The sequence below is a fragment of the Mucilaginibacter sp. 3215 genome, from assembly GCF_050433785.1.
In the GTDB taxonomy this organism is placed as follows: Bacteria; Bacteroidota; Bacteroidia; order Sphingobacteriales; family Sphingobacteriaceae; genus Mucilaginibacter.
The window spans coordinates 100,039-123,085 of sequence record NZ_JBNPWO010000006.1 but is presented as its reverse complement, the minus strand read 5'-3'; the positions used below and the strand labels follow the sequence as shown (position 1 = coordinate 123,085).

At 43.0% G+C, this 23,047-nt stretch carries 14 protein-coding genes; 4 read left to right on the top strand and 10 right to left on the bottom strand.

The features are described from left to right. Positions 1–627 precede the first annotated feature (627 nt). Both ABIC84_RS13010 and ABIC84_RS13005 read left to right on the top strand, forming a co-directional pair. Positions 628–1,380, top strand: coding sequence for a nucleotidyltransferase domain-containing protein (locus ABIC84_RS13010; protein WP_426589445.1), 753 nt, complete (start codon positions 628–630; stop codon positions 1,378–1,380). Between the two features lie 117 nt (positions 1,381–1,497). Beyond that, the gene (locus tag ABIC84_RS13005; RefSeq protein WP_429263800.1) at positions 1,498–2,454 is read left to right on the top strand and encodes a DNA polymerase beta superfamily protein; all 957 of its coding nucleotides are present in this window, start codon (positions 1,498–1,500) and stop codon (positions 2,452–2,454) included. A 240-nt stretch (positions 2,455–2,694) separates the two neighbouring features. Here the strand turns inward: ABIC84_RS13005 and ABIC84_RS13000 are convergent, their stop codons facing one another. The 3 genes from ABIC84_RS13000 to ABIC84_RS12990 form a co-directional block, all read right to left on the bottom strand. Then, the gene (locus ABIC84_RS13000; protein WP_429263799.1) at positions 2,695–5,004 is read right to left on the bottom strand and encodes a GH92 family glycosyl hydrolase; all 2,310 of its coding nucleotides are present in this window, start codon (positions 5,002–5,004) and stop codon (positions 2,695–2,697) included. A 144-nt stretch (positions 5,005–5,148) separates the two neighbouring features. Further along, on the bottom strand, positions 5,149–5,820 hold the full coding sequence (locus tag ABIC84_RS12995) for a basic secretory protein-like protein (RefSeq protein WP_426589451.1): 672 nt from the start codon (positions 5,818–5,820) through the stop codon (positions 5,149–5,151). 342 nt (positions 5,821–6,162) lie between these two features. Continuing rightward, a complete protein-coding gene (locus ABIC84_RS12990) occupies positions 6,163–7,194 on the bottom strand; it encodes a LacI family DNA-binding transcriptional regulator (RefSeq protein ID WP_429263798.1) in 1,032 nt (343 codons plus the stop codon). A gap of 399 nt (positions 7,195–7,593) precedes the next feature. Here ABIC84_RS12990 and ABIC84_RS12985 point away from each other — a divergent pair, with 399 nt between their 5' ends. Further along, entirely contained in the window at positions 7,594–8,922 is a 1,329-nt protein-coding gene (locus ABIC84_RS12985) for an APC family permease (RefSeq protein ID WP_426589455.1), read from the top strand. Between the two features lie 2 nt (positions 8,923–8,924). Next, on the top strand, positions 8,925–10,082 hold the full coding sequence (locus ABIC84_RS12980; RefSeq protein ID WP_426589457.1) for a trans-sulfuration enzyme family protein: 1,158 nt from the start codon (positions 8,925–8,927) through the stop codon (positions 10,080–10,082). 64 nt (positions 10,083–10,146) lie between these two features. Here the strand turns inward: ABIC84_RS12980 and ABIC84_RS12975 are convergent, their stop codons facing one another. The 7 genes from ABIC84_RS12975 to ABIC84_RS12945 form a co-directional block, all read right to left on the bottom strand. Further along, the gene (locus ABIC84_RS12975; RefSeq protein WP_176623602.1) at positions 10,147–12,096 is read right to left on the bottom strand and encodes a sigma 54-interacting transcriptional regulator; all 1,950 of its coding nucleotides are present in this window, start codon (positions 12,094–12,096) and stop codon (positions 10,147–10,149) included. A 3-nt stretch (positions 12,097–12,099) separates the two neighbouring features. Further along, the gene (locus ABIC84_RS12970) at positions 12,100–14,412 is read right to left on the bottom strand and encodes a tetratricopeptide repeat-containing sensor histidine kinase (RefSeq protein WP_429263797.1); all 2,313 of its coding nucleotides are present in this window, start codon (positions 14,410–14,412) and stop codon (positions 12,100–12,102) included. A gap of 289 nt (positions 14,413–14,701) precedes the next feature. Further along, entirely contained in the window at positions 14,702–16,030 is a 1,329-nt protein-coding gene (locus ABIC84_RS12965; protein ID WP_112652171.1) for an ATP-binding protein, read from the bottom strand. 1 nt (position 16,031) lies between these two features. Further along, positions 16,032–16,985, bottom strand: a complete 954-nt coding sequence (locus tag ABIC84_RS12960) for a DUF4157 domain-containing protein (RefSeq protein WP_188833197.1) — start codon at positions 16,983–16,985, stop codon at positions 16,032–16,034. A 7-nt stretch (positions 16,986–16,992) separates the two neighbouring features. After that, a complete protein-coding gene (locus tag ABIC84_RS12955) occupies positions 16,993–17,976 on the bottom strand; it encodes a tetratricopeptide repeat protein (RefSeq protein ID WP_112652153.1) in 984 nt (327 codons plus the stop codon). Further along, positions 17,973–21,563 (bottom strand): DUF4157 domain-containing protein, encoded by a 3,591-nt coding sequence (locus tag ABIC84_RS12950; protein ID WP_429263796.1) that lies wholly within the window; start codon positions 21,561–21,563, stop codon positions 17,973–17,975. The genes ABIC84_RS12955 and ABIC84_RS12950 overlap by 4 nt, the downstream gene beginning before the upstream one ends. Continuing rightward, positions 21,560–23,047, bottom strand: coding sequence for a contractile injection system tape measure protein (locus ABIC84_RS12945; RefSeq protein ID WP_429263795.1), 1,488 nt, complete (start codon positions 23,045–23,047; stop codon positions 21,560–21,562). The genes ABIC84_RS12950 and ABIC84_RS12945 overlap by 4 nt, the downstream gene beginning before the upstream one ends.

The window sequence follows — 23,047 nt, the reverse complement described above, 5'->3', positions numbered from 1 at the left end:
AGAAAAAGAGACTTATTGATTTTTACCCTCCTTTAAAATATTGAAAATAAATAAGGTGCCGTAAATGTGCGCTACTTCGTATCGCCGGTTCGAGCCCGGCTTCCGGAGCAACCCGGAGTAGCTCAGTTGGTTAGAGCAGAAAACAGCATTGCTGAACGTATGTTGACAGTAGCCCTTATTTTTAAAATGAACAACAGGTTAAAGTGCCGTAAATAAGTATTACTTCGCTTTTTAACCCCAGGGTCGCCGGTAAAAATCCGGCCTTTAGCCGCAAGCTAAGGTAGCTCAGACAGTTTGGAGCATGGGACGACTCAACCACTTGTTAGCCATTGCCTTCAACCTGTTGTTCATTAACTTTTTATACCTAAACCTGTTGCAATCAGGAATAAAGATGCCGTAGGTAAGCATTACTTCGCCTGTCAAGCAAAGCGCTACCATTCATCGCTCTTTATTCCCTGATTTTTAAACAAAAAGACTTCTCCCGTCAGGGATAGGCAATGAAAGATGCCGTAAGCGGGTGTTACTTCGCTGGTTGAAAAGCATGTAGCAGTACATGCCTGCCGGTTCGAATCCGGAATACACCTGCTGCCAGTAGCTCTTTCATTTTTTACTTTAACATTAAATCTCATGACTGAAACTATATTACAAAAGCTGCTTGAAGTGGAGCAGTCTGAAAACATAAAAATACTTTACGCCTGTGAGTCCGGAAGCCGGGCCTGGGGCTTTGCCTCGCCCGATAGTGATTTTGATGTGCGTTTTATATACGCCCGTCCTGTAAACTATTACCTCGGCATAACAGATATGCCCGATTTTATAGACCTGCCTATAAATGATGTATTGGATATACGCGGCTGGGATATACGTAAAGCGTTAAAGCTATTCCTTAAGTCAAACATATCCTTGTTTGAATGGATACAATCACCTATAGTTTACCGTGAAGCCAGTGATTTTGCCAATGAGATAAGGAATATAATGCAGGAATACCTTTCGCCAAGGGCATCAGCTAATCACTATTCATCATTGGTTTTTAACACCTTACGTGATGATTTGCAGGAAAGCGAAGTAAAACTGAAACGTTACTTTTATGCTCTAAGATCAACATTGGCCTGTCTTTGGATAGTGGACCGCAAAACAGTGCCGCCAATGGAGTTTAGTAAATTGAGACGTTTGATAAGCGACACACATTTTCAGGATACCGTAGATGACCTGCTTGTTCAGAAGCAAATGGCCGATGAAAAAACGTTGATACAACCGGTACCGCTATTGCAAACCTGGCTGGAGGATACGCTTGCTTATTGCCAGCAGCAGATACCGCTGCTTCCTTCAGACAGAAAACAGCCGGATGAATTGAACCAATTGTTCAGAAAATATATACTGTAATGACCTTTGATGATCTGCAACAAAACCCGAAACTGCTCCTGCTTGATTGTATCAGCGGGAGCACTGCTTATAACCTCAACGTTAAAGGCTCAGACGGATAAGAAAGGCATATTTATCATGCCTCAAAGGCAGCTTTATGGCTTTACGCAAACCGATCAGGTTGCTAATAGCACTAATGATGAGGTTTATTTTGAGATCAGGCGTTTTTTGGAGTTGCTTACCAAAAACAACCCCAACATACTGGAATTGTTAAGCACACCCGGCCAATTTGTATTGTACCGTCACCCGTTGATGGATTTAATAAAGCCAGAAGATTTCCTGTCGAAACTTTGCCTGGATACCTTTGCAGGTTATGCACATTCACAAATAAAAAAGGCCCGCGGTTTAAACAAAAAGATCAACAAACCAATAGACGAGGCGCGTAAGACCGTGCTGGATTTTTGTTATGTGATCCATGATAATGGCAGTGTTACGCTAAAGGAGTGGCTTCAGGTAAACAACTTTGAGCAGCAACAATGCGGCCTGGTAAACCTGGATCATTTCAGGGATGTATACCTGCTTTATCACCAAAAACAATTGAAGGCAGGCTACTTCAGGGGAATAACATCTGGTGCTGACGCTGATGATGTACAGCTAAGCTCCGTACCAAAAGGGGTAGCACATTTGGCTGTAATGAATTTTAATAAAGATGGCTACTCTGTATACTGCAAGGAGTATACAGAATACCGTGAGTGGGAAGCAAAGAGAAATGAGGTCCGCTATCAAAGCACGTTATCGCACGGCAAAAGCTACGATGCCAAAAATATGATGCACACTTTTCGCCTGCTCAATATGGCCGGAGAAATAGCACAATACGGCCAGGTAATCGTAAACCGGCCGGACAGGGATTTTCTGCTAAAAATCCGTAACGGCAAGTTTGAATTTGATGAGTTAATGAAAATGGTTGACGAAAAAATGGAGCAAATCAATGAACTATATCGAACCTCTGCTCTGCCCAACAAACCGGACCTGCAAAAAGCTGAAGCTATCTTATTGCAAATAAGAACCGAATTTTATGAAAACAGCCCGCTATAGTCCACTGCCATATTATATGTAAAGGCTGTTTAAAACATGGAAGCACGAAACGATCCGGTTTGCAAAGCCGCTTTGTAGAGTTTGGCATTGCTTCGTGCCCAGCAATAACGTTTCTCTGGCATGTTGTAATCTTGAGCTATCCTCCAATAAAGTCTTCAAACACAAAAGGGCCTTCCAATGCGGAAAGCCCTTTTTTAACTCCGAAATCGGAAACCCGAAATCCGAAATCAAAACCAATCTCTATTTGTGCTTCGAACTCATATAAAAAGTAATCTCGCCGCCATTCATGATCTCATTGTGACTGATGAATAGCTTATCAAGCGGTTTGCCGTTCAATATCATCTTTTGCACATAAACGTTTTTAGCGCTTTGATTTTTTACGTTGATCGTAAACTTTTTACCGTTATCCAAATTGATCACCGCATGGTCAACAGCCGGACTACCGGTTGAATATTGATCTGAACCCGGAGCAACCGGGTAAAAACCAAGTGAGGTGAATATGTACCAGGCGCTCATCTGGCCGGTATCATCATTGCCCCCTAAACCGTCGGGGGTTGGCTTGTACATCATCGGTAAAATCATACGTACGCGCTCCTGTGTTTTCCATGGCTTATCTGTCCAGTTGTACAGGTAGGCTACGTGGTGCGATGGTTCGTTACCATGCACATAGTTACCGATAATACCGTCGCGGGTGATATCTTCTGTTTCGGCAAAATATTTATCAGGTAGGTTCATGGTAAACAATGAATCCAGGTAACGTACAAAGCGCTTATCGCCGCCCATCAGCTTAATCAAACTTTCAGGATCTTGCGGAGCGAACAGGGTATAGTTCCAGCTGTTACCTTCAATAAAACCTTCGTTAATGGTACTCAAAGGATCAAATTTTGTTCTGAACGAGCCATTAGCCAGCTTAGGGCGCATAAAACCAACTGCAGGGTCATAAACGTTTTTATAATTTCCCGAGCGTTTGATGAATTCCTCGTAAATGTCATTTCTGTTCAGTTTTTTAGCAAGTTGAGCAATAGCCCAGTCGTCAAAAGCATACTCCAGGGTTGAAGATACCGACACACCACTTTTCTCATCAGGGATGTATCCTTTATCCATATACTCACCAATACCTTCATAATCGCGGTGGCGGGCGGTGGTAACGCAGGCATCAAGCGCTTTATTAGCATCAAAATTCACATTACCTTTTATTACAGCATCGGCAATTACAGCAACGCTGTGGTAACCGCTCATACACCAGTTTTCGTTACCGGAGTTTGACCATACCGGCAGCATATGCTCCGGACTTTGATCAAAGTGGGCCAGCATCGACTGGATCATATCCGCGTTACGTTTCGGCTCAATGATATTGAACAGCGGGTGTAATGCCCTATAAGTATCCCAAAGCGAAAATGTAGTGTAATTGGTAAAACCATCAGCCTTATGTACATTTTGATCAAGGCCTTTGTATTGACCATCAGCATCCATGTACAACGTAGGATTGATCATGGTATGGTACATGGAGGTATAGAAATTTTGTTTGGTTTCCTTACTTCCGGCTATCTCAATTTTATGCAGTTCCTGTTCCCAAAGCTGCTGACCATCGTTTTTCACCTTATCAAAGTCCCAACCCGGCGCTTCGGTGCGCATGTTATTCAGCGCGCCGTCCATACTTACAGAAGATATGGCAAACTTAATTTTGATCTTCTCCCCTTCTTCTGTTTTAAAGTCAAAGTAGCTGCGGATCTGCCTGCCGGCAATTTCAGGAAAGTTTTTGGTTTGATTGAATTTACCCCAAAAACCGCCGTACACCTCGCGTTTATCGTACTTTTTATAGCCATGCTGATAAAAAGGTTTTGAAAAACTCATAGCGAAGTACAAAGTACGTGTGCGGGCCCAGCCATTGGTTTGGCGGTAGCCTATAACTGTTGAATCGTTAACTACCTTAAGATAAGTCCATACATTTTTGTCGGGGTAGTTATAAATCCCGGCCATCAGGTCGAGTATAATGTGCGACTGATCCGACTTAGGGAAAGTATATTGATGAAAACCAACCATTGCTGTGGTAGTTAGCTCGGCAGTAATATTATTAGCGTCAAGTTTTACTTTATAATAGTTGGCCCCGCTAACCTCATTCTGATGCGAAAATGCCGAACGGTAGCCACTGCCGGGCTTATCGGCCACACCTGGATTGAGTTTCAAAGCCCCAACGGTTGGCATAATTAAAAAATCGCCCAAATCTGAGTGACCGGTACCGCTGAAGTGGGTATGACTAAAGCCTACTATCGTTTTATCGTCATACTGATATCCTGCACAATATTTGTATACATCCGGATTGTAATGACCGTCCTTTTCATAGCTGGCAGTGTCTGTTTCGGGGCTTAATTGCACCATACCAAAAGGCACCGTTGCCCCCGGATAGGTATGCCCCATGCGTTGTGTACCTATAATAGGATTAACATAATCAACCAGCTTTTCTGTTTTGGTTTGAGCCTGGCTATAAACGGCCGTACCTATTAATAATGCTGTAAGTATTCTTCTCATTGTAATCTTAAGTATATTCATTGTTTCCTCTCATATATGAGGAAATTCTGCGTCGCGGCCCCTGGCCTCATAACCTCTTTTTAACAAAGCAACTAATTTATGTAAAGCAGCCCGCTAAATATGGGAGTACGTGGTATTTGTTACAGATACCTGTAAAAAAACGGTTTAAACCGCGGGATTTGAAGCGTAAGCGGCCCATAGCTCATCCACTGTTTTACCTGTAAGGCTTTTCCAGCTTTCGTTTGTGAAAGTATGTTCACGCAGTTGCTTATCAAGTATTTTTACCAGATCGGGCTTCGAGTTTTTTTCTGCCCAAAGCAAAAAACGTGCAGTTACACGGTAAGCATTATCATAATTTTGGGTTGATTTAAATGCGGGTAATGCCCATTTGGCCCCGGCGTTGTCAACACCAAATTTAAAACGGGCATAATCGGCAATCCCTTCGGTTAACCAGCCGGGGCCGTCGCTGTTGCCATAAGCCTGTACAATGTGCATTACTTCGTGAGTAACCACGTCAATATCGCCGGGATGTTTGGTCATGTATTTCGCGCTGAATACTACAGTGTCATTTCCGGTAGCAGCCACGCCGTCATAAGCAGTATCGATAACAAACGTTACTTTTTTAGATGTTTTTTTATTGTACTCCTTTGCAAGCTTTGGATACACTTCAAAAAAGGTTTTGATCAGTCTGTCTTTCAAATCTGTGCTAAATGCAGCATCCTTGCTGATAAAAGTTACCTGGTAGCCTTTTTGTTTAAAAACTTCCTGCGCATGGGCATTCAACCCCATGAACAAGCCCGAAATTAAGAATAGTGAGAAGATAAATATTTTTTTCATGAATAGTTTTGGTTTTTGCGATTGATAATGATTAAACCAGCCAAATATAGATAAAACGTTTTATCATTAAAACAGATTCCTCTGTAATATTATTAATAGTTTTCCCTTTCAATTTGTTCAAAAACAAACGCCTGTTACTCTTCAAACAACAGGCGTTTTATTAATTAAACAATATTATCAAAAAAGAACTATGAAGCAGTTGAATTATTGTGGAGTTATCCCCCAACTACCCCAACCGGCTCTAACTAACCAGGTGAGCAGTATCAGTGTTCAAAGCTACTTAAATAAAACGTTTTACCAAATGATTTTTAAGGATATTCGTGCACCAATACTAAACTATTGTCACGCTGTGGCCTTCGACAGGGTCGATCCCCGCTCGATCAGTTTCGATGGGATCTTCAGATCAATTTTTGAAGCATCAAGTTTGTGGGTGTTGATCTGCGCCATTAAAATATCAATTGCCGATTTTGCAATGTCATAAGTAGGTTGTTGTATGGTAGTAATACCCGGCGGGTATAGGCTAAACACTTCGTTATCATCAAAACTTATCACGGCCAAATCATCGGGGATACTAAGCTTAAGATCTTTGATGGCCTGCAAACCCATGGTACCCAAATAATTGGTGGTAAAGAAAACAGCATCCATTTGTTTTTGCTTTTCAATAAATGCTTTAACGGCCTCAATCCCTTCATTCTTGTCCATATCAAAAGGAACCTTTAAAACCATCTTACTGCTCTCTTTCAGGTTATTATCTTTTAAAGCAGCTTTGTAGCCCAGGCTCCGGTCGTTTAGCTGGATCAGCCCGAGGTCGGCGGTTACCATCCCGATATTCTTATATCCCGATCGTACAAAACAATCAACCGCGTTGTAGGCGCCTGCATAATTATCAACCAGCACATGAGGGATGCTTGTCCCGGGGAAATATCCGTCAATGAGCACTACAGGCTTTTCATTATCAACCAGGTTCTGGATATCTTTTTCCAGCCCTTTCATCGGGGTAATAATATAACCATCAACCAGTTGCTGACTCAGCATCCTGATCATGTCCTTACCTTTTTGCAGGTTATTGTTGGTACTACAATATATAATACGATAACCGTCTTTTTCCGCTTCCTCTTCAATTACCTTTGCCATCTCTCCAAAAAACGGCCCGCCAATGCTCTCCACTATCAGCCCGATAACTTTTGAAACACCCGTACGCAAACCAACCGCCATACGATTAGGTTCATAACCATTTTTTTGGGCCGCATCCAATATTTTTTTACTGATCTCTTTGCTAATACGGCCCTTGCCATTTAAAACAAATGAAACAGTAGTTATTGAGGTATCGGTAAGTTTGGCTATATCCTTAATGGATATCTTTTTTTTTATCATCGTTTTTAAATTCAGGTTTAAGGTTTAGTATGCCCGACATCTTAAAGTCTTATCAATTTTTAATGTTAAACCGGTAATTAGTCAAACAGATATCTCTGTCAAAAATTCAACTTTGTGCCTTTTTTCAATCAAACCCGGCAAGTTAATTCTGCTAATTGCCAATATTTTAACCTTGTGATATAAACATTTAAAACCGGACTGGTAAATATAGCGTATGGCTTCGATTTTCGACCTTTTTGATGACAATTTATTACAAAATAGTCACAAACTTTCATTAAGATCATTAAAAAATTAAAATGGAAGACCAGTGTATAAAAGATTTCTTCATATCAATTGATAACAAATTAATGCTAAATTTAGATTTTGTGTTTTCCCTGATTAATTGGTATTTATAATTTCATGAGTATAACGCCGAAACTCAACCGCTTTGATCTTTCAATGATTGTTGTGAGCCTCGTAATAGGCATGGGCATTTTTGCAGCGCCGGCAGAAGTAGCAAAAAACTCAAGCACACCTCTTTTGTATTTCGGGGCCTGGCTGCTTGGGGGAGCAGTAAGCCTGTGCGGGGCGCTTACCTTTGCCGAAATTGGTGCCCGCTACCCTACCACCGGTGGCTTTTACAAAGTTTTTTCGTACTGTTTTCACCCGGCTTTTGCCTTTATGATCAATTGGGTACTGGTAATAAGCAACGCGGCCTCCGTTGCCGCCGTAGCGCTTATAGGCGCGGAATACATTAACCCCATTATTATGCCACAAAGCCTGCAAAACGATGCGGGCATCAAAATCATGACCATAACTTCCGTAGTTGTTTTATATATCATCAACTACCTGGGCATTAAAATGAGCGCCCGTACTCAAAACGTACTTACACTTTTTAAAATTGGCATGATCCTGATTTTATGTGCCGCGGTGTTCAAAGGCAATATACATACCGCCAAAGAAGTTATCGCTTACCATAATAATAACAACATAAGTGCGTTCGGAATAAGTTTGGTAGCTGTATTTTTTACTTATGGCGGTTACCAGCAAACTATAAATTTTGGAGGCGATATTATAAACCCGAAGATCAATATCCCCAAGGCTATTTTTTTTGGAATAGCCACTGTGATATCATTATACATGCTTATCAACTTTGCCTATTACTCAGTTTTAGGCATTAGCGGCCTTCAGCATAAAACAACGCTTGCGGCAACACTTGCAGGGGTTTTATTCGGTGCTGCCGGATATAAAATAGTATCGCTGCTGATGTTTGTTTCTGTATTGGCCTTTGTCAACGTAAATATTATGGCCAATCCCCGTGTTTATTATGCCATGGCCGAAGATGGTATATTACCTGCCCGCTTTAAACGTGTAAACAGCCAAACCCAGGTACAGGAATTTGGATTGAGTTTTTTTGTGGGCGCGGTGCTTATCGTCTTATTTTTTGCTAATTCGTTTCAAACCATATTAAATTATGTAATGTTTTTTGATACCATTGGCCTATCAACTGCAGCTATAACGATCTTCATTTTACGGAGCAAAACCAAACATCTCAATAATACCGGTATCTATATTATGAAATGGTACCCAGTTATACCTGTCATATTTATTACTACTTATTGGTTTGTTACTATCAGCATTTTTATTGAAAACCCGCAGGCTGCTTTAATATGCATTTGTGCTTTTATTGCCGGCCTCATTATTTACTATATCACAAAACGAAACCAAAAACCTAACACTATACTTTAATTATGGATTTGTCATTTATTTTAAATGAGCTTGGGGAGGAAAGAGAAAACTACTTTAATGCCGTTTCGCCGCCAATTATGCAATCAAGCAACTTTTGTTTTAAAGATGTTGCGGCACTTAGGGGGGCAATGAATGATGAATTCGAAAGCAGCCTGTACTCAAGGGGGCAAAACCCCACACTCACTATACTCAGAAAAAAACTTGCCGCGTTAGATGGCGCGGAAGACGCCCTGCTGTTCAGCAGCGGTATCAGTGCTATAAGTGTCCCCATTTTATCGCTGTTAAAATCCGGCGATCATATTATAGCCGTGGATAACCTGTACAGCTGGACAATTAAATTATTTAAAGACTTTTTACCCAAATTTGGCATTACCACCACATTTATTGACGGAACAGTTTTTGAAAATTTTGGACAAGCCGCAACCCCGCAAACACGCCTAATTTACCTCGAAAGCCCTAACACATTTTGCTATGAGCTGCAGGACATCAGGAAAGTGACCGATTTTGCGAAATCAAGAGGTATCATAACCATGATTGATAACAGCTATTGCAGCCCCCTTTACCAGCAACCAATATCTATGGGGGTTGACCTTGTGGCGCAATCAGCTACCAAATATATTGGTGGTCATTCGGATGTTGTGGCAGGTGTGCTTACCGGCAGCAAGGCTATGCTTAAAAAAATCTTTGAGCACGAGTTCATGAATACCGGCCCGGCGCTGTCGCCCCATTCGGCATGGCTGCTTTTGCGAGGATTAAGAACGCTCCCGCTGCGGCTGCGGCGCAGCTTTGAAAGTACCCGGATCATTACAGAATGGCTTGTCTCTCATCCGGCTGTACAGGATGTGATCTGGCCTTTTAGTCCCAAATTCAATCAGGCCGATTTGGTTAGCCAACAAATGCAGGGCTGCGGAGGTTTATTTAGCCTCGTATTAAAGCACAGTTCATTTAGTAAAATTGAAAAGTTTTGTAACAGCCTGCAACATATTTTACTTGCTGTGTCGTGGGGAGGCCATGAAAGTCTTGTTGTGCCAGCCATTGCCTCTTTTAGCGAGGATGAATATTCGGCGGATAACGATCACCATCAATTAATCCGGATGTATATTGGTTTGGAAGACCCTCAATATTTAATGGCGGATATTAAACAGGCTTTAGAAAAGTAAACAGTCCCGGCCTGCGCCGGGATTTATTGTTTTTTAGAAATAAAGACTGTTTAACTTCAAACATTTACTCCCACTTCTTAATCCCCAGCTTTTGCATTTTTGAATGCAGGGTTGATGGCGGCAAACCTAATTTAGATGCGGCCCCGTCCTTGCCGCTTATTTTGCCATTGCAACGTTTTAGCACGTCTAAAATATGGTCGCGGGCGTGTTCATCAATGGTTTTTAATCTGTCGGTCGGCATTTCGGCATAAACAGGGCTTTCCTTTTTTCCCTGCAGCTTGGGCAGGTAAACGTCTTTTATTACCGGGCCATCCGTTAACAGGATACTGCGTTCAATAAAATGCTCCAGCTCGCGCACGTTGCCCGGCCAGTGGTATTCAAGCAGTTGGGCCATTACGTTTGCTGATATCCCCGTTACCGCTTTACCGATCTTTTGCGCGTAACGTGCCAGGAAATGATTAGCCAATACCGGGATATCATCTTTACGTTCCCTTAAAGGTGGAATGATGATCGGGAACACAAACAGCCTGTAATATAAATCGAGCCGGAAGCGGCCTTCTTCAACTTCTTTTTCAAGGTTGCGGTTAGTAGCCGCAACTATGCGTACGTTGATCTTCACCGGGCCTCTGCCGCCAATGCGTTCAATCTCCTGCTCCTGTAAAACACGTAATAGCTTAACCTGTAGTTCGGCCGGCATTTCTCCTATCTCATCCAGAAAAATAGTACCGCCATCGGCCAGTTCAAATTTGCCGGTACGTTTTTCCACAGCCCCGGTGAAAGAACCTTTTTCGTGCCCGAACAGTTCGGACTCAATCAGGGTAGCCGGCATGGAGGCACAGTTTACCACTACCAAAGGCTTGTTTTTACGGGGCGACAAATAGTGGATACTCTTAGCTATCTGCTCTTTACCTGTACCGCTTTCGCCTAAAACCAATACCGATGTATCAAGCGGAGCTACTATGCCAATGTGGTCGAGTACGGTGAGCATCTGATGGCTTTTACCGATAATATCTTTAAAACCTGCAGCCTTGCTTTTCTCACTTAATTGATTTTGGCCTAATTTATCAACCCTCGTTAGTGAGGGTTCAGGCACATCAAATGGGATGATCTCCTCCACCGTGGTCAGTAATGATCTGTACAGCCGATCTAACAAGATCAAATGATCATGGGTATAACAGTCGGTTTTGCGGCTGTAAAACGAAAAATGAATAACATCTCCTCCTGACGAAAGCAAAGGCAATCCTAAAAACGATTGCATATTAAAAACCTGGGCAATAAGCTTTTTAACGGGAAACTGCGGCCAAATCTTAACAAAATTAGCAGCATTATAAAAATCAGCCTTGGTTATCCGCGGACTGTCCTCCTGCATCTGGTTAAGCTGTTTTTTATTTGTTTTTGTGATGTTTACCAATTCATCTGGGCCTATAACCTGGTATTCATCAAACCCTGTACGCAAAAATGAAATGGCGTTGTCAGGAAAACCCGCACCATTTTTCATGGTAACAGTTAAATAATCAAACGGTACATGCGGCTGGATACTCATTGCTATTTTCAATAACTTTTGTTTCCAATTTATGGGCTCAGCAACAATATTTTTAAATACTTGCTCCAGGGCCTGCTCCTGGCGTAATTTTGATTCGATACTGTTTTGATGCCGGTAAAAAGCAACATCCAGGGTTATCAGCAACTCCTTTTCACGAAATGGTTTTACCAAAAAACCGTAAGGCTGCGTAGCCTTTGCCCGTTCCAGGATACTTTCCTGAAAATTAGCCGACAGGTATACAAATGCTATATTTTTTGACGTGAGCACTTTGGCAAGGTCGATACCGTTCAGGCTGCCCTTTAAAAATATATCAAGCAATACCATTTCCGGTTTTTGCTCATCAATGATCTCCAACGCTTCGGGTACAGAATCGGCAATGCCGCAAACTTTATAACCGGCACGGGTTAATATTAATTTCAGATCATACGCCACCAGCGACTCATCCTCAACTATTAATATCTTTTTGTTCATATTTTAATTAGCTGCAAAAGTTTTTCGTTCAATATTACTTAACATCTTCTCGGCCCTGAATTCGACGGTAATTATAGCACCGCCGTAATTTTCTATTTTAAAACAACCGCCCAGTTGTTTACTTAATGCTTTCATCATTTCCATCCCCAATGAGCTTGCTTTTTGGATGTCAAAATTAACAGGCAAGCCTATTCCATTATCAGCTATGGTGAGTATAATGGTTTCCTCGACCAGTTGTAAGGCTACTTTAATTTCGCCCCGCTGCACGGGAAAGGCATATTTTATGGCGTTTGTAATGGCCTCGTTTAGTATCAGGCCTACAGGTACGGCCTGTGCAACATCAAGCTTAACAGGCTCTATCATTTGCTCAAAACGAATTCCCCTATCGCCAGGATCATAACAATCGGCCAGGTAATTGATCAGCTCATTAATATAAACCGACATATCGATATAAGCCACATCCGAATTACTGTACAGCTTTTGATGAATAAGCGCTATAGCCTGTACCCGGTTTTGACTTTCCCGGATTGCGGCAAGCGCCGCGTTGTTCTTCAAAAATGCCGATTGCGTATTAAGCAGGCTCATTACAATTTGCAGGTTGTTTTTTACCCGGTGATGCACTTCCTTTAACAGCCAGTCCTTTTCATCTAACAGACCATCCTTTTCGTTAAGCAGGATTTGTAACGATAGGTTCTGATTGTTAATTTCCGTTTGTTTTAACTGTAATTGCTGATTACTCCTTTGCTTGTGCCGGTAACCGTTAAATGCCAAACCTGCTATAATGATGAGCATGGCCACACCGCCAAAAGTAATGTTACGCTGCATGTTTACCTTTTGCAGTTCGGCTTTCTGATTCTTGCTCTGTTCCTGTAAAAACCTTATCGACTGCTTGTTTTCATTAGTCTTATATCTGATATCGAGCTCCTCTATCTGCTTGTTTTTAATGGCATTAAACAACGAGTCATCAAGGCGTTTATGGATCTCGAAATGTTTTATAGCAGCTACATAGTTGCCGGATGTCGAATCAATCCGAAACTGCATGTTATGAATCTTGGTGAGTGTGATAGGCCTTATGGTATTTGACGGCAGCGATAAGATCTGTTTTGTATAAATGCCCGCCTTTTTATACTGTTGGGTAAGCAGGTAAAAGCCGGCCATGGTTTCGTTGTAATGAACAAAATCAGTAACCATTTGCTCGTTGGTGGTATAAAAGTCTTTACTAAAGTTAGTAACCTTATATACGTCCATCATTTTCAGATAGTATCGCTCGGCTTCCGGGTAATCTTTCAGTGCAACGTAGATATTGCCAAATGCCTCATACATATCAACCTTTTGCGCCAGGATCTTCGGCGGTACATCTTTTACCGCCTGTTTCAAGTATGCCAGTGCTTCTTTAGGTCTTTTAGCTGTTATGAAATCATAAATAATGAGGCTCAGGTACCCATAAAAATCTTCGTATTGTTTTCTATGCTTTAGTATCTCTGCCGATTTAAGAATATAGATGAGGCTTTGGTCATATTTATTCAGATCGGCGTATACCAATGCAAGTTTGGCGTAATAAAAATCGGCCAAAGCCGTATCAGCCGTGGCGTTCATACTTTTTATTACCTCGTGGCGATATAAAAGCTCGTTATGCAGATCAACCTTTTGTTTGCTTATCTCGGCAAGGGAATGATAGGTATAATGAAGTTTTTTGTAACCTATTGCTTTGTATTGGGCCAGCACCTGGCGCAGTTCGGTTTCGGCCAGATCAAGTTTCTTTTGGCTAAGATGGATGTCGGCTATGTTTTTGTTCATATCAGCCTCATCCAGTTTATGGCCCGTTTGCTGAAATAAGGCCCGGGCCTGCTCATAACTATTTATTTTATCAGGAATGGCAACTGTATCGTCTATAGATATATTATCGCCTAAGCGGGCCAGGGTTTTACCTTCCTGGTACTGATCACCTGTTTTATGGTAATAACCAACTACTTCCATAAAAACAGCTTTACCCTGCTTCAGGTTGTCCTGCTTGAGATACGCCGCCCCTTTAAGCATCATAGCTTCGTTAAGCCACTTTGCCGAATGGATGGCAACACTCATTTGTATGGCTTTATTGAAAGCGGTGATGCCGCTATCCAACACCTCTTTGTGGTCGCCTTGCTTGTTGAGATAATAGCTACCTAATTGTATTTGCAGCTTAATAGTATTGGTGTCGGCTTTGTTTTTTTGGTTATCAAGCTTTAGTTTAATGGTAGCAATGTCCATCTTTTTTTGCCCGGAAACGCTTGGGGCAAAAATTAAAGCAATAAAACATGTCGCTATATATTTAAACATATACTTAGTATTTTATTGCCCCAGAGATAATTACCGACAAAACCATAACGAAGTCATCTCCTGTGAAAGTCACGGAATAGTGATAGGCGATGATTTGCTAAATTTATTCAATTTTATGCAAACGGCATCAATAAGCAGAAAGCTAAATTTTCTTTATTGCCGAGATAATCAGGATCCGGACCGGCATAAAAATCCCGAAGCCTGCTCAACCAGTCAATGTACAGATCATGGATTCGATTGTACAGATTATAGATGGACGGGAAATTTCGGATTTATATCCCGGAGGTTCCTACCAAACCCGGTTCTCTTTAGTATACTCTCTTTCAATACCTTCCAATATTAGTTCAGAGGTTATGCGGCTTTCCTTGCGGGCCAGCATTTGCAGGCAGGCAAATTGTACTACATTCAAGATCCCGGAACCACTGAGCTCATATTTACGCGAGATCTGCTCAAGGTTAATGTGCCCGTTGAGGTTGGCTTTAGGCGGAAATGATTTTTGCCAGATAGTATAGCGTTCATCGGCATTAGGCAGCGGGAAGTTAATAACCGACTGAAACCGGCGCATAAAGGCCTCATCAATGTTATTTTTAAAATTAGTTGCCAGTATTACCAGGCCATTATGCTGCTCCACACGCTGCAGCAGGTACGATGCTTCCTGGTTGGCATATTTATCGTGTGCATCTTTAACGTTAGTCCGTTTGCCAAAAAGCGCATCGGCTTCGTCAAAAAACAGGATCCAGTTTTTATTATCGGCCTTTTCAAATAGCTTGGAGAGATTCTTTTCTGTTTCGCCTATAAACTTGGATACGATCATTGACAGATCGATCCTGAAAACGGGCTTGCCTGTATACTTACCGAGCAGAGATGCAGTGAGCGTTTTGCCCGTTCCCGGCGGGCCGTGAAATAATGCCCGATAGCCTGGTTTCAGTTTCCGTTCCATGCCCCAGTCGGTCATTAATACCTGCTGGTAGTTCACCCAGTTTTCCAGCTCGGCAATTTGCCTGCGGGTGGTATCGTTGAGTACAAGGTCATCCCAGTTATAGGTAGTTTCCAGGTGTTGTGCCGGAAAGTTCATACTTAGTTTGGGAATAGATTCGGTGCCGCTGATCAAAAGTTCAACGTATTCGGGCTGTAACAATAATCTGCCGGATAAAGCAGGCTCACCTTCGGGCACATCCTCCAGGTATAAAATATGCTGTTTGGCCAGATTGCTATGATGATGAAACAGATCGGCTATCTCCAGCCGCTTTTCCAGATCATCGCCTGCCAAAACAAAAACTGCTGTTTGACCGGTTGGCAAAAAGCTGCGTCCGTTACGGCTCCTAACTCCACCAATCTGCTGAAAATCACCCGATTCACGCATGTAAGGCTGAATAATTTCATCAAAAAACTCAACCTGTAAATGAGGTACCAGGGCCATCATTAGTATAATAACCTCATTGCTGTTCAAGCCATGATCATCAATTAATTTTTCGAGCACACTACCATTTCGCTCTAACTGGGGCAGCAGCGGAGGCAAATAAGTTGCGTCGTTACCAAATACAGTTTGCAACCTGGCTTCAACACAACCGGCTGTATACTGCATCAGCGCTTTTAATTGCTTAATATTAGTATCCATTTTATTTACGCGGACCGTTTTGCTGTACAACATGGGTTAACTCGTGCGCCAGCAGGTTCATACCTGCCGTGCTTTCGGGGTCAAACTTGGCTGCGTTAAAATAAATATCGTTACCATGCGTAAACGCCTGCGCTTTTGAAAGGTTGCAAAGCTCAACAGCCTGCTGCCCGGTGTGGATTTTCACCTGTTCAAAATTGGCGTTCATCTGATGCTCCAATTGCGTACGTACTTTGGCAGGTAAGGGACTGCCTCCACCTTTACTTTCGTTCAGCAACCTGTCGAACTTTGCTTCCGGGGGTTCGGGCCTGCCTTCGGTTTTTTCTACACCGCCGCCTTTTTCTTCCTTTTTTTGTGCAGCAGCCTTATCGTCTTTTTCTTCGCCTTTTTCTTTTTTCTGAGGCTTGCCTTCGTCCTTTTTATCTTCTTCGCCTTTTTTTTGCGGCTCCTTGTCTTTTTTGTCTTCTTCCTTCTTTTGCGGTTCTTTGTCCTTTTTCTCTTCCTCTTTTTTCTGAACCCCTTCTTTATCCTTTTTATCTTCTTCTTTCTTTTGGGGCTCTTTATCTTTTTTATCCTCCTCTTTCTTCTGAGTTGGTTTCTCTTCTTCTTTCTTTTCGTCTTTTTTCTGCGGCTTGCCTTCCTCCTTCTCGTCCTTTTGTTCTTTTTTCTGAGTCGATTTCGCATCCTTTTCCTCATCCGCCCCCTTTTTTTGAACGCTCATTTGCCCCATTCGCTGCGATGAATTAGCAGTTGCCTGCTGTGCCATAGTCACCTTATGTGCTACCGCATCGGCCTCCTGTTCAAGGGCACTGTCCTGGTTGCCGTCAATCTTCCTCGCCTGGAAAAAGGCATCACTATCCTGCTTGCTTTTTTCGCGGCTGCCATTAAAAAACGGTTTCTCGGCTTTATCCGCCTGTTTCTGACTAAGCGGCTGGCGTGTATTTTGGATGTATTTCATAGGAGGTTTAGTTTAAATTGTTTAACAGATCCAATTGCTTTTTGGCATGAGCGGCCCATTCGCCGGGGTCATGCAGCAGGTCTTCAAAAATCATCTTTGCCTTATCTCTCTGATTTAAATTAGCTAACGCTATGCCCAGGTATAGTTTTCCTTTTTTGTTTTCGGGATGTTGTTCAAGCAATAGTTCCAGGTGTGCAAACGCGGCGTCAAAACGGTTAAGCCCAAGGCAAAGCACTCCTGTATTTAGCCTTATCTCCTCGTTTTCAGGGTCATATTCCAGGATCCGCTCGTATTCTGCCGCCCCTTCATTTAACTGACCGCTTTGCAAATAAGCAACGGCCAGGTGGTTACGTACCGCAATATCGCCAGGAAACAGCATCAAATACCTAATCAGGTACCCTGTAGCCGACGCATAGTTTTTTATCATTAATTGGGACAGACCCGCAGTTTGCAATGCCCTGCTGTTTTGCGGATTCTCTGATAAAACATAGTCGGCCATTTCAAAAGCCTCATCATACCTGCCGGTTGAAAGATAGACCTGTGCCAGTCCCATCAGTAAATTTAAACTTGTGGGGTTAAGCTCAACCGCTTTAAGCCAGCATGTTTCAGCGCTTTCCATATCTGCCGATAACATATACAGTTTTGCCAAGCCTTCCCAGGCTTCAAACTGATCGGCCTTAAGCGTAATAGTTTGCCTGAAAGCGTTTAGAGCCTTATCATACTGGCCCAGCAAAACTTCGGTATTAGCCAAATTGAGCCATGCCGAAGCATTTTGGCTGTCAATTTCTAAAGCACGTTCAAACAGCGGCTTCGCTTCGGCAAATTTATTTTGCTGGTAAAACAACATTCCCCGGTTATTGAGCAGGGTAACATTGGGTTCATTTAAATCGGCAGCTTTGGCATAATAAGCCTCGGCAGCTTCAAAATTGCCGTTAAGCTGCTGTATAGCACCGAGGTTTATCAGTTCGGTTAGTTGGCTTCGGTTGCTCATAACATTTCTTCTTTTACTTTATCTGCTATACCACCTGCTATATCAGAAATGCTGATTTCAGGATAGGTAACTTTAATATCATCGGTTTTCACATCAAACGGTTCGCCATCCTTATAGTGGATTGGCAGCGAAACTTTAACCTGCAGATCCGGGCCATAACTAAATGACGCCAGGTTTTTAGTCCACTCTTTTGAAATATCTGTAACCAAAAGATCAAGTTCGGCTTTAATAAACGCGTTTACATCAAACGTAAACTTAGGGTGTACCTCAATCTCACCCAAAGCGTTAAACTCAAACCCGGTTGTGGGCGACCAGGCCAGGTCGGCAGCGGCACTTGCCTCACCTTCCAACCCTAATCCACCCACTATCTGAATACCACCGGTAACGCTGGCAGGCCCGATGCTCAAACCAATACCAAGCGCGGCTTTTAATTTTAAACCGGCATGTGCAGGGATCACAAATTTTGCCCCACCACTGATCCGGGTATTTTCGGGATGTGAAGGATTAAATTCTATCTGTCCAAAAACGTCTTTGAGTTGGCCGGGGCCTACTGCGGCGTCAAAATCAAGGCCGCCATCAATAGTGGCTACGATACCTATGCTCTTAGGGCCAAGCGGGATGGCGAATATTGGAATCTGGATGGTTGGTACTTTGAACAGCTCTTTATTGATGCTCTTTTTAGGAAAAACATCAACCGCCGAAGGCAGGTCCAAACGGCCAACAACTTCAATTTCGCCGGCTGGGGTTACCCTCACACTTGCTGATGCCTGCAGCCAATCGGTAACTTTAAGCGTTAACTTACCCGAGCCATAGGCGGTAAACTTATCTCCTGCCGGGCCCGATGGTGTACCATCAGCGGCAATAGCTCGATTGGTTGCGCCAACAGTGACTTCGCCTGATACCCGGTCAGCAACGTAAGATGCCTTGCCTTCAATGGTCAGCGCGCCATCGTCATAAGAGATTGACAGCTCGGTATTGATCTTCGGTATTTTAGGTATCGCCTTACCATTGGCTTTTACATGGTAAATTTCATCCGGCCCCCGGGTAACTTCAACATTCCCGCTGCCGCTTTGGATGCCCGGCATATTTTCGTCAAGAACGAAGCTGCCGCCGATAACCAATGTTTCGTTTCCATAAGTAACGTGGATCTCGGCGCTTTTTACGCCTTTGATATCAGGCTCGGCTGTTCCGGAAGCATTAAATATGTTGTTGGCATAATTTATATTGATATGCGCCGATTTAAGACCTTTTATTTTACCGGCAGGAATGCCAATATCTCCCGAAGCGCTAAATTCTCCATTACGATAGGAGGCTTTTATTTGTGCCGGATTGAAGGTTTTTGAGTCAAAATCAAAAGACCCCTCAAGCGCAAACTCTCCCGACGTGTTGGCCATAGCGCCAACTTTACCTTTACCCAGCTTCTTTATTTCAAAATTAGCTTCTCCCTTTATGCCGATTCCTGAGGTAGCTGCGTATACTTCAAGCGAAGTATTGGTGATTTTAAAAGGCGGTGGTACCTTGATCTCTCCCGAATTAAATACCTTACTTATTTTGATACCATCTTCATTAAAAATAATGTCGATAGCGGAACCTCCGATAATCGGAACATCGGTATTGATCTTGCCGAATCCTATCAAACCAGACTCACCGATATCTAACTCCGTTATTGTTATGGGGCTTAATCCCTTTGCCTTTAGCCCTGCACTTAAAGCCTGTTTTACAGCTACACCACTTAACCTACCGCCGTATATACCGGGCACCGGTTCTATTGGTTGTGTTGTGGATATCCCCGCCACAAACGCGTTATCCATGAATACTTCAATAGTAGCAGATCCTTTTGAACCCGCACTGAGTATCGTGGTGTTGTCTTTATCTTCATAAGAAATCTTTCTTATTTTCAGATTAGCACCGTTTCGCTTTATATGCCCTACCTGAACATTAACATCTTTCTCGGTTGTTTTACCCGCTTCAGGAGCCCATTTAATATTTTGTGTTGCTCCATATCTTTCGCTCGTGATCAGGGAAAGATTAGTGCTATCTATAAGTTTTGCTCTCGCTTTATCTGTATCTGAGAGAAATACCAATTTTTTAAGATGGTCGCCAGCCTCAATTTCACTTAACTCCCAGGCCTCTTTACCGCCGCTAATAGGCAAGCTCCCGTCAAGCGTTCCGGCAGTAATGGTATATTTACTCATTACCTCGGCTGCACCCGGCTTGGTTTGTCCGTCGGGCATGGTGGTAATGGCATTCAATGCTGCTTCAACTTTTGAGGTGATCTCTGTATTGATATTTGAACCAGACGACCTGTTTGCTGCGGCCTCAAGCATCCAAAGATTGGAGATGCCATCTTTTCCACCTAATTGTAACTCAACTTTGTGATCAACATCATAGCCATTATTTATTTCATGACCTTTATCGTTCCAAAACGGGCGTGCAAAAGTAGTCTTGAGCTGGGTAATGGAGCCGGTAAAAAGGTGCTTCAGGTTAGTAAGTTTTTTTTCCGACTCAAGCGTCATGAAAAAATTGGAGGCGTTAGCCTCTTTGGGGATCTCGGCCGTTTTTTTATTATTGAAAACGGTTTCAAAACCAGCTCCTTTGGTTGCAGCGTCGTTCCAATCGGCAAGGTGTTTGCCCGACCTCTCAGTTTTTTTGAAAGAATAATTAGTTGTTGAGCCAGGCATAAGGCCAAGTTTTAAGCCTGGTATGTTTATTTTAGGTACAAAAAGCGATTCCTTTGATGCTGTTGTATCAATCGGATTTTCGGCGGTAGCAACCTGACCTGCATTACCCGATACATCGCCCTTAGTTGGTTTACGCTGTATTTTCTTTTTTACTCCACTCCCCTGTTGTACCGTATGTGCCACTTCATGCGCCAGCAGGTGCTGCCCGGCCTGGCTTTGCAGATCATATTTACCCGCCCCGAAATAAATATCATTGCCGTGGGTAAACGCCTGTGCTTGTAAGTCGTTACTTAAACCGGCGGCTTCACTGTTGTTATGGATGCGTACCCCACTCAAATCCCTGCCCATTGCTCCTTCCATTTCCTCGCGGGTATTGGCAGGCAATGGTTCGCCGCCGCCTTTGCTGCCTTCAATTTTTTGCTGGGTTTGCGGTGATACATCCGGCGCGGCCGCCTGGCTGCTGCGTTTTAGCGTATTGCCCTCGTTCGGGTCGCCATCGCTTTCAAAAACAGGGCGGCGCTGTAATTCTTTATCAGCTCCGTTCTGCTCTTTTTCCTGTTTATCTTCCTTCTTATCTTCTTTCTTTTGCACAGCGGAGTTAGTTGCAGTGGCAGTGGCAGGAGCAGTTGCAGTAGTAGAAGCAGTTGCAGTGTTAGCTGCAGTTTTAGGCTGATTAATATGCTGAACAACTTTATCAGCCACCTGGTCGGCCTGCCGTTCAAAATGATCGCCAGGTTCATTCACCGTCATTTTACGCTGAACCTTATTCCCTTCAAAAAAGGGCGCTTCCTGCACCTGTTCAACATCATGAGCGGCAGAGAAAAAAGGATCTTTCCCTGCCCCCTGCTTGTTTGCGGGCTGGTTTTGTTTGGTGTTTGCAGGTGCTGCCTTTTGCGGTGTCTTCATTGCCATTCCACGTAAAAAGGTTCATTCATCCAGGGCAGTTTAACTACGCCAATGCCCCATGGCAATGATGAAAGCAAGATATCCAGGTCCATCCGCTCTACAATAAGGCGGGCAGGCTGTTCTGCTTCAATCAGTTTCCCGTTGCGAATTAAGAATGCCTCGCGCAAGCCGCCGGGCGATGTATTTTTTAATGCTTTCCAGTATTTTATCACGGTTCGGAGCATATTGTCGCCTTCATCAAGCATGCGTTGGGGTATTTCAACTTCACGTTCCAATGGCTCGTCAAGTGGCCACCGGCATAAAAATTTCTCAAAATAAAGGTCATATTCAAAGGCATTCACATTACCGGTACCTAAATAGTGCAGCAGGTGAACGGCCAGTTGCCTTGCGGGCAGATCAACAAAATCGTTATTCTGCAGCAAACCAAAATCTTTAAAGAAATACTCCAAAAACGGGTGCAGGATCACCAAACCGGCCTGGGCTACATAAGTTCCGGCAATTTCTTCTTCTTTTTTCAAGCTTGTTTCCGGAGTGTTATCGGGTGTGATTATGGGCTTATTACTTTGCTGTAGCGATTTATTTTCTGTTGATTGGATAACTGTTTCGGCTATTTGAATGAGGCTCATCGCAGAAATTGAAACAGAAGCTTTTAACTCTCCGGTTATTAAAGCGGTTAGCTTTTTCAGGATTGCACTATCACCAGCAAATTCACTATGGCCTGTCCGCAGGCAAATCATCAGCAAGAGCTTTTCAATGATCTGCCGCCCGGAGTCGCTATTAAATTCCGCCGGTAAAACCTCTTTAATGTTAGCGTGTATGTTTGTTGCTGATTCACCAGTTATCAAACGCCTGATTTCTTCAACAACAGCGTCGACCTTTTTTTGAAATCCATAAGTCTCGGCCTGAAGTAAAACCATTGCCAGCTTTTTAATAAAAGCCATACCAAACTGGCTGAATAACCTGGCTGCCGCAAGAGGTGAGCTCTTAAAAAGATTGATAAGTTTTGATTGATAAACGTTATCATTGATCAACTGCCCCGATAATTTATTTAACCAAACATCTTCCTGCTGTAGCCACTCTGTTGCAGCAACAGCATACCATGGAAGCTTGCCCGTGTTAAGGAAATAAACAAATACATTAAAAGCCTGCTGTTCATCGGTAAGTAGTGAATAATCAATGACATTATCCGGCTCATCTCCGTCGGGCAGCAAACCGGGGTTTAAAGCTGGCTCAAGCGCCTTCGATAACCTAAATTGCAGTTGCTCAAAAACATCTTCCATTTTACCCGAACCCAGATCAATATCAATCTTATCTATCAAAACATGACCAGGCAGATCCATATCATCCAGCAATTGCTCCAGTTTTTTGAGCAGCACCTGTTCAAAGTACCGCACGGCCTCGTCCTGCACCTTTTGGGCAGTGCTTCGGTGTGATACTTCAATATCAAGTATCAGCTTATGGATGATATGTGTGCTACCTGCCAT

Excerpts from the sequence above, each read along its gene's own strand:
- ABIC84_RS13010 (WP_426589445.1), top strand. The coding sequence starts at position 628 with ATGACTGAAACTATATTACAAAAGCTGCTTGAAGTGGAGCAGTCTGAA.
- ABIC84_RS13005 (WP_429263800.1), top strand. The coding sequence starts at position 1,498 with ATGCCTCAAAGGCAGCTTTATGGCTTTACGCAAACCGATCAGGTTGCT.
- ABIC84_RS13000 (WP_429263799.1), bottom strand. The coding sequence starts at position 5,004 with ATGAATATACTTAAGATTACAATGAGAAGAATACTTACAGCATTATTA.
- ABIC84_RS12995 (WP_426589451.1), bottom strand. The coding sequence starts at position 5,820 with ATGAAAAAAATATTTATCTTCTCACTATTCTTAATTTCGGGCTTGTTC.
- ABIC84_RS12990 (WP_429263798.1), bottom strand. The coding sequence starts at position 7,194 with ATGATAAAAAAAAAGATATCCATTAAGGATATAGCCAAACTTACCGAT.
- ABIC84_RS12985 (WP_426589455.1), top strand. The coding sequence starts at position 7,594 with ATGAGTATAACGCCGAAACTCAACCGCTTTGATCTTTCAATGATTGTT.
- ABIC84_RS12980 (WP_426589457.1), top strand. The coding sequence starts at position 8,925 with ATGGATTTGTCATTTATTTTAAATGAGCTTGGGGAGGAAAGAGAAAAC.
- ABIC84_RS12975 (WP_176623602.1), bottom strand. The coding sequence starts at position 12,096 with ATGAACAAAAAGATATTAATAGTTGAGGATGAGTCGCTGGTGGCGTAT.
- ABIC84_RS12970 (WP_429263797.1), bottom strand. The coding sequence starts at position 14,412 with ATGTTTAAATATATAGCGACATGTTTTATTGCTTTAATTTTTGCCCCA.
- ABIC84_RS12965 (WP_112652171.1), bottom strand. The coding sequence starts at position 16,030 with ATGGATACTAATATTAAGCAATTAAAAGCGCTGATGCAGTATACAGCC.
- ABIC84_RS12960 (WP_188833197.1), bottom strand. The coding sequence starts at position 16,985 with ATGAAATACATCCAAAATACACGCCAGCCGCTTAGTCAGAAACAGGCG.
- ABIC84_RS12955 (WP_112652153.1), bottom strand. The coding sequence starts at position 17,976 with ATGAGCAACCGAAGCCAACTAACCGAACTGATAAACCTCGGTGCTATA.
- ABIC84_RS12950 (WP_429263796.1), bottom strand. The coding sequence starts at position 21,563 with ATGAAGACACCGCAAAAGGCAGCACCTGCAAACACCAAACAAAACCAG.
- ABIC84_RS12945 (WP_429263795.1), bottom strand. The coding sequence starts at position 23,047 with ATGGCAGGTAGCACACATATCATCCATAAGCTGATACTTGATATTGAA.